At 70.1% G+C, this 11,775-nt stretch carries 11 protein-coding genes; 1 reads left to right on the top strand and 10 read right to left on the bottom strand.

Going from position 1 to position 11,775, the window contains the following annotated elements; all coding sequences use genetic code 11:
• The coding region (locus HG543_RS45050) for a proline and serine-rich protein 1 family protein (RefSeq protein ID WP_169351139.1) at nucleotides 1-322 on the top strand (322 nt) is incomplete at its 5' end.
• Between the two features lie 113 nt (nucleotides 323-435).
• Here HG543_RS45050 and HG543_RS45045 read toward each other — a convergent pair.
• The 10 genes from HG543_RS45045 to ccoN form a co-directional block, all read right to left on the bottom strand.
• A complete protein-coding gene (locus tag HG543_RS45045) occupies nucleotides 436-1,260 on the bottom strand; it encodes a siderophore-interacting protein (RefSeq protein ID WP_169351138.1) in 825 nt (274 codons plus the stop codon).
• A gap of 76 nt (nucleotides 1,261-1,336) precedes the next feature.
• The gene (locus HG543_RS56640; protein ID WP_169351137.1) at nucleotides 1,337-2,860 is read right to left on the bottom strand and encodes a hypothetical protein; all 1,524 of its coding nucleotides are present in this window, start codon (nucleotides 2,858-2,860) and stop codon (nucleotides 1,337-1,339) included.
• A gap of 840 nt (nucleotides 2,861-3,700) precedes the next feature.
• Nucleotides 3,701-4,249 carry a DUF2378 family protein gene (locus HG543_RS45035; protein WP_169351136.1) on the bottom strand — a complete coding sequence of 183 codons (549 nt, stop codon included), beginning with the start codon at nucleotides 4,247-4,249 and terminating at the stop codon, nucleotides 3,701-3,703.
• Nucleotides 4,250-4,337: 88 nt separating this feature from the next.
• On the bottom strand, nucleotides 4,338-4,877 hold the full coding sequence (locus HG543_RS45030; RefSeq protein WP_169351135.1) for a peroxiredoxin family protein: 540 nt from the start codon (nucleotides 4,875-4,877) through the stop codon (nucleotides 4,338-4,340).
• A gap of 118 nt (nucleotides 4,878-4,995) precedes the next feature.
• A complete protein-coding gene (locus tag HG543_RS45025; protein ID WP_246357751.1) occupies nucleotides 4,996-5,577 on the bottom strand; it encodes a hemerythrin domain-containing protein in 582 nt (193 codons plus the stop codon).
• Nucleotides 5,578-5,585: 8 nt separating this feature from the next.
• Nucleotides 5,586-6,956, bottom strand: coding sequence for an oxygen-independent coproporphyrinogen III oxidase (gene hemN / locus HG543_RS45020; RefSeq protein WP_169351133.1), 1,371 nt, complete (start codon nucleotides 6,954-6,956; stop codon nucleotides 5,586-5,588).
• Between the two features lie 241 nt (nucleotides 6,957-7,197).
• Nucleotides 7,198-8,616, bottom strand: a complete 1,419-nt coding sequence (gene ccoG, locus HG543_RS45015) for a cytochrome c oxidase accessory protein CcoG (RefSeq protein ID WP_169351132.1) — start codon at nucleotides 8,614-8,616, stop codon at nucleotides 7,198-7,200.
• A 24-nt stretch (nucleotides 8,617-8,640) separates the two neighbouring features.
• Nucleotides 8,641-9,204 carry a c-type cytochrome gene (locus tag HG543_RS45010; protein ID WP_169351131.1) on the bottom strand — a complete coding sequence of 188 codons (564 nt, stop codon included), beginning with the start codon at nucleotides 9,202-9,204 and terminating at the stop codon, nucleotides 8,641-8,643.
• Nucleotides 9,197-9,376, bottom strand: coding sequence for a cbb3-type cytochrome oxidase subunit 3 (locus HG543_RS45005; RefSeq protein WP_169351130.1), 180 nt, complete (start codon nucleotides 9,374-9,376; stop codon nucleotides 9,197-9,199). Before HG543_RS45005 ends, HG543_RS45010 begins: the two co-directional genes overlap by 8 nt.
• Nucleotides 9,376-11,736, bottom strand: coding sequence for a cytochrome-c oxidase, cbb3-type subunit I (gene ccoN, locus HG543_RS45000; RefSeq protein WP_169351129.1), 2,361 nt, complete (start codon nucleotides 11,734-11,736; stop codon nucleotides 9,376-9,378). Before ccoN ends, HG543_RS45005 begins: the two co-directional genes overlap by 1 nt.
• Between the last annotated feature and the right edge of the window lie 39 nt (nucleotides 11,737-11,775).

The raw sequence follows: 11,775 nt of genomic DNA, 5'->3' as shown, positions 1-11,775 counted from the left end.
CCAGCCGCCGCCCCCGCCGCCCGCGCCGGTGGTGCGGCCCATGCCGGAGGGCCCCTTCAAGCGCCTGAATGACTCCGTCGCCAAGGAGAGCTTCGCCGAGGACAAGATGCGCATCATCAGCATGGCGGCCGGCGACAACTACTTCCTCATCTCCCAGGTGGCGCAGCTGCTCAACCACTTCCCCTTCTCCCAGGATAAGCTGACGGCGGTGCGCGCGCTGAAGCCGCGCATCCTGGACCCCGAGAATGGCTACCAGCTGTACAGTGCCTTCTCGTTCTCCAGCGACAAGAAGCGGCTCCAGGAGATTCTGGCGCAGCGTTGAAGGGCCGGACGACGCGAGCGTGACTGGAGCACCACGGGCGCCTCGGGACACACCCCGAGGCGCCCGTGGTCTTTTCAGCGCCCGCCGCTCACGCGCGGGCCACGGGCCCTGCTTCACGCGGGGGTGCCGCCACCCTCGTGCGTGCCGCGGTGCCAGTAGGACGCCGCCTTGAGCCAGTCTCCCGGATGCTTGCGCTCCTCGATGAACCAGGCGCGCACCTCGCGGACGAGCTCCGCCTCGCCAGCAATCCAGACGAAGCCGTCCCCCGCCGGGGGTGAGAAGCCAGCCAGCGCGCGCAGCAGCAGCTCGCCATCCCGGGGGCTCGGCTCTCCGCGCACGACCCATTCCGGCCGCCAGGAGGCCCGCGTCACGAAGGTCTGCTTCTCGTCCTCGTTCACCACGGCCACCACGGTCGTCACGGGCACGCCCGGGCGCAGCATCTCGACGCGGCGGCCCATCGCGGGCAGCGCGCTCTCGTCGCCCACCAGGAGGTACCAGTCGAAGTCGTCGGGCACGAGGTGCGAGCCTCGCGGTCCGCCAATCTCCAGCGTCTGGCCGGCCTGGGCCCCCGCCGCCCATTCCGTCGCGGGCCCGGAGGCGTGGAGGGCGAAGTCGATGGTCAGCGTCCTCCCGGCGTTGTCGTAGGCGCGCGGCGTGAAGTCACGCATCGCCGGCTCGCCCGTGCGCGCGTCATGCTCCGGGAAGAACAGCTTGATGTGGTCGTCGGGCGCGGGGCTGTGGAAGTCCGCGAGCTCGGGCGACGTGAAGTGGATCCGCCGCATGCGGGGTGTCAGGGCCTCCACGCCGCTGACGACGAGCTTGCGCCGCCGGAGTTCGTGGCGCACGCGAACGCCCTGGTGACGCGTGCCCTGCTCGCCCGTGTCGGCGCGTGGAGCATCGCTCGCGAGCGCGCGGTTGGCGGCCTGGTGGGCAGGCATGGCCGTGCGCGGAGCACATGAAAAAGCCCGCCGGAGACGTGGTGTCTCCGGCGGGCTTCACCTCAGGGAGGCACGTTCAGGGCGCGGGCACCGTGAGGGTGCCGAGCTTCGACGGGTCGAAGTCCAGCTCGGTGTGGGTGCCGGAGCCGTCCGTGTCGCAGTACGTCCAGCCGGTCTCGCCGTCCCAGAGCCGGAAGCGATAGGCGTAGCGGTACGTGCCGGGCTCGGTGGGCCACAGCGGGCCGTAGTGCTCGTCGTTGTTGCTCCAGAAGCAGCAGAACTCGTCGTTCACCCCGCTGTTGAACCAGATCCACCCGCTGCTCGATCGCGGGTCACTGCCCTCCGGGCCGAAGCCCACCATGGACTCGATGGCGTACTGGGGGCTCTCGCTTTCGTCGGTGAGCCCCGGCACGTAGACCTGTGCGTAGATGAGGTCGCTCGCCCCTACAGGGATGGTGACTTCATAGGGGTGCCAGACCCCGCAGTACGGAATCTCCGTGCCAGGGGCCATCAACTGGACCCGCTCATGCTCCCGGGGCGTGTACGGAGTGGCGGGATTGACGTCCGCGTAGACCACCGTGTCCCCGAGGGTGAAGCGCATGGCGATGTCCCAGTTGCCTGCGAGCGGGGTCAGCCAGCCGGTATACGCGGCGTATTGGTCCTCCGAGCCGATGTAGGAAGCCGTTCTCCAGACCCAGTTCGCACTGCGTGCGTCGGATCCCAGAGGCCCGTACCCCGCTTCCGCGACCAGCCCGGGCACGGGGCCCTGCTGCGACGACACGCCCACCATCGTCACCCAGCCATACACGGTGATGGCCGCGCCCTCGTTCTCCACCGCGCTCTTGATGAGCATCTCGACCGTGGCGATGGTGCCGCCGTCCGAGCCCGCATCCGGCGTCCCGGCGTCGCCCGAGCCCGCGTCCGGCACGCCCGCATCGCCCGAACCCGCATCTGGCGTCCCGGCGTCGCCCGAGCCCGCGTCCGGCACGCCCGCATCGCCCGAACCCGCATCTGGCGTCCCGGCGTCGCCCGAGCCCGCGTCCGGCACGCCCGCATCACCCGAGCCCGCGTCCGGCGTGCCCGCGTCACCCGAGCCCCCGTCCGGCGTGCCCGCGTCGTTGGCCCCCGCGTCCGGCGAGCCCGCATCTGCCGAGCCCGCGTCCGCCGACCCCGCATCCGGCGTCCCTGCGTCGCTGGCGCCTGCGTCCGGCGCGCCCGCATCCGGTGTTCCCGCATCGCTGGCGCCCGCGTCCGGCACGCCCGCATCGTCCGAGCCCGCATCCGGCGTCCCTGCGTCGCTGGAGCCTGCGTCCGCCACGCCTGCGTCGTCCGAGCCCGCATCCGGCACGCCCGCGTCATCGCCACCCGGCCCCGCGTCCGGCACGCCCGCGTCGTCGTTGGCCCCCGCGTCCGTCACCCCGGCATCACCGTCACCGGCCCCCGCGTCCGTCACGCCCGCGTCGTCGGTCCCGGCATCCTCCGAGCCCGCGTCCGGAACGCCCGAGTCAACGACGGTGCCCGAATCCCGAGCGCCCCCATCCGCGGGCGTGTTCGAGTCCTCGCCGCCGCAGGCGGACACGAGCAGGGCCGCCACGAGCATGACGCCGGGGAAGAATCCCGCCAGCGGGCGCGCGGCCCCACGAGAGCGCTCGGAGCGGGAGTGAGGTTCAGGAGGCAGGGCAGCCGGGCGTGGAAGCCCGGAGTCGACCGATTCGTCAGAGGACATGGTGAGACCTTGCTGGCGGAGCTGCGCGGTCCATTCCTGGGGAACGGGCACCGCTTCGATGAAGGTTGGCGACAGTCAGCGTGGGACGTGGACAGAACCCGGTCAGCCGGGTGCGACTCCAGATGAGCGGTCGGGTCCCTGCCCCGAGCGGCATGGCCGCATGGCGGATGGGGTCCACCCGCCCCTCGTGGGCCCCATGCCCGAAAGAACGGAAGCGCGAGACCCAAGTCTCACGCGCCCGCTCCAACCCCCATGTGATGCCACCTCGGAAGCCGGCGCGGGGGCGACGCCGGCCGATGTCGACCCGTCGCGCGAGCACGCGCCACATCCCCCAGATGCGTATCGTGGTCGAACCCTCCCACGCATGTCGACTCGTGGAGCCCCAACGAACCGCAGGATGCGCCGCGTCAGCCACGCCGGGTACGGCCCCTGGCAGGCGAGTGGCAATAGCGTCCGGGTTGTCCCGCACCCAGGCACGCGGGCACGAAGCCCGTGCCCGGGAACAGGGAGCCATCAATGAGCGTGCTGGCGCGTCGGCACCCGGACCGATTCCGCGTCTACGTGGGCACGGCCCCGGGGTGGCCATGCCGCGCGGCGAGCACCTCGCCACCTCGGCGGTCTTCGCCGGCCAGTGGTTCGACGCCCTGCGAGCCCCACCACCTCGTGCGGGACGTGCCGCCGCTCGTCACGCCATGAAGCGCGGCGCCACGGCGCTCAGGTCCACTGGATGCGGTAGGTGCAGGCGCCGCCGTCCTGGCGGATGATCTCCACGCGGCCGTCCTTGGCGCCCGCGATGCGCAACGCCTGGAGCATGATGCCGCCGAAGTAGCAGGGCACGCCGCTCGTCTCGTTGATGCTCATCTCGTAGTCGTTGCCACCGAGATGGTTCAGCTTCGTCTCCAGGTAGTTCGTCGCCGAGCGGAAGTTGTGCGTCGTGCGCTCCAGCATCCGCTTCGGCCCGAGCATCCGCACGGTGGCCAGCACCGCCTTGCCCATCAGCGTCTTCTCGTAGCCCGTCACCAGTGACTCGCCCATCTTCCGCAGGGCCTCATCCCCTGGCACGCCGGGGAACACCTCTTCCGCCGCGATGCGGACCCAGGAGTGGAACTGCGCCTCCGGATAGGCGGGCTGGAAGCTCCGCGACAGGTCCAACCCCGCCGCCTTGAGCCGCTCCTTCGCGGCCGGGGTCAGCTTGTCCGACAGGGCCTGGACGAACAGCCCCTCCACCGTGTGTGCGAATACGACCTTCTGCTCTTCAGCCATGGAGATGTCTCGAGGAACTCAGCGTCACTGAAGCAATGTGGCTGCAATATAGCCGTATCCTCGTAACTTTCTACTCCAGGGGGTAGGTTCAGCCCCGCGTGAGGGAGTCCCACACGGCCCGTGCATCCGGCGAGTCGACGGTGCCGTGGACGGCGGCCACCACGCGGCCCTTCGCGTCGAGCACGAAGGCGAAGGGGGTGCGGCTGGAGGGCAGGCCCAGGGCCTTGGCCATGTCGCCGTTCTTGTCGAGCCAGGTGTCGCGCCAGAAGGCGCGGGGCACCTTCTCGCGGGCCTTGCCACGCACGGTGCCGGCGCTCACGAAGAAGGGCAGCTTGAAGGAGAGGATGGAGGCGCGGTGCACGCTGTCTGGCACGCGGGCGGTGGCGGTGTCGAACCACCGCTTCATCTCGTCGCCGCCGTCCTTGTCGGTGATGACGACCAGCAGCGTCGTCCGGCCCACCAGCTCCTGGCTCTTGTGCGGCTGGTCCAGCAAGTCCTTCGTGGAGAAGTCCGGCAGCGACTCTCCGGGCCGGGGCACGGCGCCCGCGACGGTGGCGACGAGCAGCACGCCCAGCAGGACGAGGCGCCTCGGTGTGTCACGTCCTGCCGTTCCTTCGGGTCGTCCCATGCTCGCGCCCCTGGCCGCGGGTCCACGCGGGTAGAGGTGGACATCCCCGGTCCGTGACTCCAGGGGGAGCGAGCGCTCGCACGGGCCGCCCGCCTGCTCCCTGGGTGGGCGCGGCTTCTCAGAAGGAGCGCACGGCGCCCATGGCCAGCGCGCGGGCGGCGGCGGGGCGCATCGGCGCGAAGGCTCGCTCCAGGGCCTCCACGGCCTCGGCGAGCGCGCCGTGAGACGCCTCGATGCGGGCGAAGCGCGTGCGCATGCGCTCCAGCACGGCGGCGGGCAGCAGCCGGCGCGCCAGGGGGAACACCTGCGTCTCCTCCGCCGTGGTGTGGTTCTGCTGCAGGCGCAGGTAGGCCTCCGCGGCGGCGAGCATCGGCTCCGGGTCCGCGCCCTCGCGCAGCGCGGCCTCGGCGGCGGCGCGCAGCGCCAGGGCCTGCTCGGTGCCGGTGCCGTGCTCTCCGGAGACCTGGGACAGCAGGCTCGTGGCCAGCGGCAGCCGGTGGACCAGCATCGTCTGGAAGAGCACCATCTCCTTCGCGTGGTGGCTGCCGTCCACGTAGGTGAGGAAGAAGTTCGCGGCGCGCAGGAGGAGCGACGCGGACACGAACTCTCCCTGCCTGCCGCGCTCCACCGCCCGGGCCACGAGGTCCAGCACGTGCTGGATCTGCCGATGCTCGTGGGTCAGTACATCCAATGCATCCATGACTGTCATCACACCGTCCGGGAGAAGCGGGACCTGGCGGCCCGGGAGAGATACGCGTCGAAGACCATGGCGACGTTGCGCACGAAGAGGCGGCCCATCGCCGTCAGCTCCAGCTGCGTGCCGGTGCGCACCACCAGCCCGTCGTCCTCGAAGGGCTTGAGGCGCTCCAGCTCCGGCGCGAAGTGGCTCGCGCCGTCCTCGCCCAGGTCCGTCCAGAAGTTGCACATCAGCTGGGTGATGACGGCGCGGCGGCGGCGGTCATCGTCGGTGAGGGCGATGCCGCGCTCGGTGGCGAGCCGCCCCTGGGACACGCGCTCGTAGTAGTAGGGCAGCGCGCGCACGTTCTGGGCATACGCCCCGCCCACGTCGCTGATGCCGGTGCTGCCCAGGGCCACCACGTCCGACGCGGCCTTCACCGTGTAGCCCTGGAAGTTGCGGCCGAGCCGGCGCTCCTCCTGCGCGCGGGCCAGCTCGTCCTCGGGCACCGCGAAGTGGTCCATGCCGATGGGCCGGTAGCCCGCCTCCACGAAGGCCGCGTACGCGGAGCGGAACAGGTCCAGCTTGGTGCGACCACTCGGGATGGCGTCCGCCGGCATGCGCTTCTGGTGCTTCAGCGTGTCCGGCATGTACGCGAACGAGTAGACGGCCAGCCGGTCCGGGCGCATCTCCAGCACCTGCTCGAGTGTCCGCGCCCAGCGCTCCGCGTTCTGGTGCGGCAGGCCGTAGATGAGGTCGAAGTTCACGCCGGTGAAGCCCAGCTCGCGGGCGACCTTCAGCAGGCCGTGCGTCTGCTCCGGCGTCTGGATGCGGTTGGTGACCTGCTGCACCAGCGGGTCGAAGTCCTGCAGGCCCATGGACACGCGGTTGAAGCCCAGCTGCCGCAGCAGGGAGAGCTGCCCGGGCGTCGTCAGCGCGGGGTGCACCTCGATGGCCACCTCCGCGTCCGGCAGCGTCCGGAAGCGGCGGGTGATTTCGGTCCACAGCCGCTCGATTTGAGCCTCGGAGAGGAAGGTGGGCGTGCCGCCGCCCCAGTGAATTTGCGACAGGCGGCGCCGCGCGCCGAGCCGCTCCACCACCAGGTCCATCTCCATCACCAGGTGGTCGATGTACCGGTCCGCCGCGCCGCGGTCCTTGCTGATGACCACGTTGCAGCCGCAGTACCAGCAGAGGCTGCGGCAGAACGGCAGGTGGACGTAGAGGGACAGGGGCTCCGTGCTGTCCCGGGCGGCCGCGACACCCAGCCGCTCGGAGAGCGCGTCGGCGCCGAAGTCCTGCTTCCACTCGGGCGCGGTGGGGTAGCTGGTGTACCGGGGGCCGGCGACGTCGTACCGGCTCAGCAGCACTTCGGAGGGCGTGGGGACATGTGCTCGGAGTTCCATCGCACCCCTACCCATTCCAAGCCCCGTGCCAACACCGCGCAGGTGGGAAGCGGCCCTCCCCGCCCTTTTCCGAGCGCAACTTCTGCGCGGAGCCTCCCAGAGCGCGACACCTCTGCGCGCCCTGCTCGCATGACCCGCGGACAGCCCGTCTGGCGCCCGGCATCCTGGCCGCCGTCCAGGACGATTCCCGTGCCCTTCCGGAGACGAGGGGCGGAGTGTCCCCCGGGACACCGGTCCGCGATCACCCGCCCTGCGACGCGGGCCCCAGGAAGCGCGCCTCCATGCGCTTCACCTCGCCGGAGGCCGAGTCCTTCACCTCCACGTGGAAGACGAAGGGCATGGCCACGCGGCCCTGCTGGACGGTGATGAACAGCGGCACGCGGAAGCTCTCCAGCGAGGACAGCTTCACCTCCGCCTGCGGCACCACCACCTGCGCGGGGACGGGGCTGTCCACGCGGATGGTGAAGGTCGTCTCGTCGGGGTTCTTGTTCACCAGGTGCAGCTCGAACTGGTTGCGCACCGTGCCGTTCTCGATGAGGTACGGCGTGCCCTGGAAGCGCAGCAGGTTGGCCTCGAAGGGAACGCGACCCACGAGGCTCAGCACCAGCCCGGTGAAGGCGGCCACCATCAGCGCCCCGTACAGCACCAGCCGGGGCCGCAGCACGCGGTGCTTCTCTCCCGCCAGCCCGTTGAGCGAGTCATAGCGGATGAGCCCGCGTGGCCGGCCCACCTTGTCCATCACCTCGTCGCACGCGTCCACGCACTGCGCGCACGCCAGGCAGTCCATCTGCAGGCCGTTGCGGATGTCGATGCCGGTGGGGCACACCGCCACGCACCGGCGGCAGTCCACGCAGTCGCCGCGCGGCGGAGCCACCTCGCCGGGCTTCACCTTCAGCATCCGGCCGCGAGGCTCGCCCCGCTTCGCGTCGTAGCCGACGATGATGGAGTCCCGGTCCTGCATGGCGGACTGGAGCCGGCCATAGGGGCACACCACCACGCAGAGCTGCTCGCGGAACCACGCGAAGTTGAAGTACAGCCCGCCGGTGACGGCCATGGCCCAGCCGAAGGCCACGGGCGACGCGGCCGGCCCCTCGGCCACCATGGATACGAGGCCGCCCGCGGACACGAAGAGGCTGAGCGCCGCGTGCGAGATGAGCAGCGACACGCCCATGTACGCGCCATGCTTCGCCACCGCGCGCGCCACGCGGCCCACGGTCCACGGTGAGCCCGCCTGCTTCAGCCGCCGCTCACGAGGCCCGTCGAAGAACCGCTCAATCGGCCGGTACACGCCCTCCAGGAACACCGTCTGGGGGCACGCCCAGCCGCACCAGACGCGGCCCAGCCAGGCGGTGGAGAACAGCAGGCCGAAGCCCACCGAGGTGACGAGGAAGAGGACGCGCCAGAAGTCCTGGGCGTTGTACGTGCCGCCGAAGAGGTAGAAGCGGCGCGCCGCCACGTCCAGGTGCACCGCCGGGTGTCCGCCCACGTCCACCAGCGGCAGCGCCACGTAGATGGCCATCAGCACCGCGAAGACGATGCGCCGGCGGGTGATGAACCGCCCGTGCACGTCCGCGGGGTGGATGGCCAGCCGAGAGCCATCCGCGCGGATGGAGCTGAGCTGGTCGATGCGAGGGCTGTCCTGCCGTGACGCCGTGCTCATATGCCCGCCTCTTCCTCCCGGGCCCTAGGGCTGCTCGGGCTCGCCCTGCGGCTCCTTGCCGCCGGGCACGTTCGTCCCCTTGAGCGTCAGCACGTACGCGGTGACGGCCTTGACGCGCTCGGCGCCCAGCGTGCGCTCCCACGCGGGCATGCCCTTGGCCAGCACGCCCTCGGCCACCACCTTGTGGATGGCCACCGGCTTGCCCCCGTGCATCCAGTGTCCGTCCGTCAGGTTCGGACCGATGAGGCCCTGGCCCTGCGCGCCGTGGCACGACGCGCAGTTGGACTGGAACACGGCCTTGCCGTTGCCCACCGCCGTCGGGTCCTGCGCCAGCGCCAGCAGCGTCTCGTCGGACGCGGGCTTGTTGCCCTGCGTGCGCTTCGCGACCTCCTCGGCCTCGGCCTTGTATTCGCCGAGCTGCCCCGGAGACACCTCCGCGACGTGGTACCAGTACCAGTACCCCGCGGCGAAGACGATGGTCGTCCAGAGGATGACCAACCACCAGTTGGGCAGCCGGTTGTCGTGCTCCTCGATGCCGTCGTAGACGTAGTGGACCAGCGCCTTGTCGCTCACGGCCTTGTCACTCATGGCCGCCCTCCCCGCGCTCCGCCAGGGGCATCCGGGCGAGCGTGTCGAAGTCCCGGCTGCGCCGCACGCCGAACACCCACGCGCAGACACCGAGGAACACCATGATGAACAGGACGAGCGCGAAGAGCGGCAGCTCCGTCAGCGCCATGCCTTGGTAGAATTGCTTGTACATCAGCGGCTCCCTCCATGGCTGCCGGTGACGGCGGCGGTGGGCGTGCCGCCCGGCGACGCGGGCACGTCCTGCGGTCCACGGCCCAGGCGCTGCAGGTAGGCGATGATGGCGACCATCTCCGAGTCCCACGCCACCTTCACGCCCTGCGTGGCGAGGTCCGCGGTGATGGCCTCCGCCTGCGCCTTCTGCCGGTCCTCCGCGGAGTCCACGTCCGTGTTGGTGTACGGCACGCCCAGCTTCTGCATCAGCGCCAGCTTCTTCGGCGCCTCCTTCACCTTGATGCGGTTCTCCGCCAGCCACGGGTACGGCGGCATGTTGGAGCCGGGGCTCGTGGCGCGCGGGTCCATCATGTGCGTGTAGTGCCAGAGGTTCGGGTACTTGCCGCCCAGCCGGTGCAGGTCGGGCCCCGTGCGCTTGCTGCCCCACTGGAACGGGTGGTCGTAGATGAACTCCTCCGCGCGAGACACGTCGCCGTAGCGCTGCGTCTCCGCCACGAAGGGCCGAATCATCTGCGAGTGGCACGTGTAGCAGCCCTCGCGGACGTAGAGGTCGCGCCCCTGCAACTCCAGCGGCGAGTACGGCTGCTGCGCCGCGCCATGCGCGGGCACCGCCTGTTTGATCATGATGGTGGGCAGCAGCTCCGCCACGCCGCCGATGAGGATGGCCACCAGCGTCAGCACGGTGAAGGCCAGCGGGCGGCCCTCGATGAGGCCGAACCAGGACGGCTTGCCCGCCTCGCGCTCGCGCCGGGTGACAATCCAGGCGAACTCGCCCATGGCGATGATGGCGCCGATGAGCACCAGCGCGCGCACCGGCTTCGCCCAGCCGAGGAAGAGGGTCGCGGTGATGATGGCGAGGGCGAACAGCAGCGGGCGGCCGGTGACGACCTGCACCCAGGCCGGCACCCGCGCGGGAGCAACAGCGGCCTCGGGGGCCTTGTCCTCCACCACCACCGTGGTCTCTCCGTCCACGGCCTTGCCGGCGGCGGCCGTCTTCCAGAGGTTCCACGCCATCATGATGAAGCCCACGAGGTACATGGAGCCGCCAGCGAAGCGAACGATGTACATGGGCCGGATGGCGAGCAGCGTCTCCACGAAGTTCGGGTAGAGCAGCGTGCCGTCCGGGTTGGTGGCGCGCCACATGAGGCCCTGGGTGACGCCGCTGATCCACATGGAGACCATGTAGAGGAGGATGCCCACCGTCCCGAGCCAGAAGTGCGCGTCCGCCGCCTTGGTGGAGTGCAGCTTCGTGCCGTACAGCCTGGGCACCAGCCAGTAGAACATGCCGGCGGCCATGAAGCCGTTCCACCCCAGCGCGCCGCTGTGCACGTGGCCGACAATCCAGTCCGTGTAGTGGCCCAGCGCGCTCACCGACTTGATGGACAGCAGCGGCCCCTCGAAGGTGGCCATGCCGTAGAAGGTGACGCCCGCGATGAGGAACTTGAGGACCGGGTCCTCGCGCAGCTTGTACCAGGCGCCCTTGAGGGTGAGCAGGCCGTTGAGCATGCCGCCCCACGACGGGGCCCAGAGCATGACGCTGAAAATCATGCCCAGCGACTGCGCCCAGTCAGGCAGCGCGGTGTAGAGCAGGTGGTGCGGACCGGCCCAGATGTAGATGAAGACCAGGGCCCAGAAGTGGATGATGGACAGCCGGTACGAATAGACGGGCCGCTCCGCCGCCTTGGGCAGGAAGTAATACATGATGCCCAGGATGGGCGTGGTGAGGAAGAAGGCGACGGCGTTGTGGCCGTACCACCACTGCACCAGCGCGTCCTGCACGCCCGAGTAGACCGAGTAGCTCTTCAGCCCCGACAGCGGCAGCGCGAGGCTGTTGACGATGTGCAGCACCGCCACGGTGACGATGGTGGCGATGTAGAACCAGATGGCGACGTAGAGGTTCTTCTCGTTGCGCTTCTTCAGCGTCCAGAAGAAGTTGATGGCGAAGACCACCCAGATGGCCGTGATGGCCAGGTCGATGGGCCACTCCAGTTCCGCGTACTCCTTGGAGGTGGTGATGCCCAGGGGGAGCGTCACCGCCGCCGCGACGATGATGAGCTGCCAGCCCCAGAAGTGGATTTTCGAGAGGAGGTCCGACGCCATCCGCGCCTTCAGCAGGCGCTGGGTGGAGTAGTAGACGCCGGCGAACATCATGTTGCCGACGAAGGCGAAGATGACGGCGTTGGTGTGCAGCGGGCGCAGGCGCGAGTACGTCGTGTAGGGGATGCCCAGGTTGGCCTGCCACCACGCGAGCTGGCTGGCCACCAGGGCCCCTACCGCCATGCCCACGATGCCGAACACGACCGACGCCATGATGAAGCGCCGGACGGTGGTGTCGTCGTAGATGATTCGTTGCTGTTGCACGGAATCACTCCTGGGAAGCGGAAGGCTTGGACTCGGGGG

The sequence above is a fragment of the Pyxidicoccus fallax genome, from assembly GCF_012933655.1.
Taxonomy (GTDB): domain Bacteria; phylum Myxococcota; class Myxococcia; order Myxococcales; family Myxococcaceae; genus Myxococcus; species Myxococcus fallax.
The sequence above is the reverse complement of the archived record's forward strand: the minus strand, read 5'-3'. Positions and strand labels throughout refer to the sequence as shown.

Bases quoted from the DNA above. Each gene is read 5' to 3' on its own strand.
- HG543_RS45045 (WP_169351138.1), bottom strand. From the start codon at position 1,260: ATGCCTGCCCACCAGGCCGCCAACCGCGCGCTCGCGAGCGATGCTCCA.
- HG543_RS56640 (WP_169351137.1), bottom strand. From the start codon at position 2,860: ATGCTCGTGGCGGCCCTGCTCGTGTCCGCCTGCGGCGGCGAGGACTCG.
- HG543_RS45035 (WP_169351136.1), bottom strand. From the start codon at position 4,249: ATGGCTGAAGAGCAGAAGGTCGTATTCGCACACACGGTGGAGGGGCTG.
- HG543_RS45030 (WP_169351135.1), bottom strand. From the start codon at position 4,877: ATGGGACGACCCGAAGGAACGGCAGGACGTGACACACCGAGGCGCCTC.
- HG543_RS45025 (WP_246357751.1), bottom strand. From the start codon at position 5,577: ATGGATGCATTGGATGTACTGACCCACGAGCATCGGCAGATCCAGCAC.
- hemN (WP_169351133.1), bottom strand. From the start codon at position 6,956: ATGGAACTCCGAGCACATGTCCCCACGCCCTCCGAAGTGCTGCTGAGC.
- ccoG (WP_169351132.1), bottom strand. From the start codon at position 8,616: ATGAGCACGGCGTCACGGCAGGACAGCCCTCGCATCGACCAGCTCAGC.
- HG543_RS45010 (WP_169351131.1), bottom strand. From the start codon at position 9,204: ATGAGTGACAAGGCCGTGAGCGACAAGGCGCTGGTCCACTACGTCTAC.
- HG543_RS45005 (WP_169351130.1), bottom strand. From the start codon at position 9,376: ATGTACAAGCAATTCTACCAAGGCATGGCGCTGACGGAGCTGCCGCTC.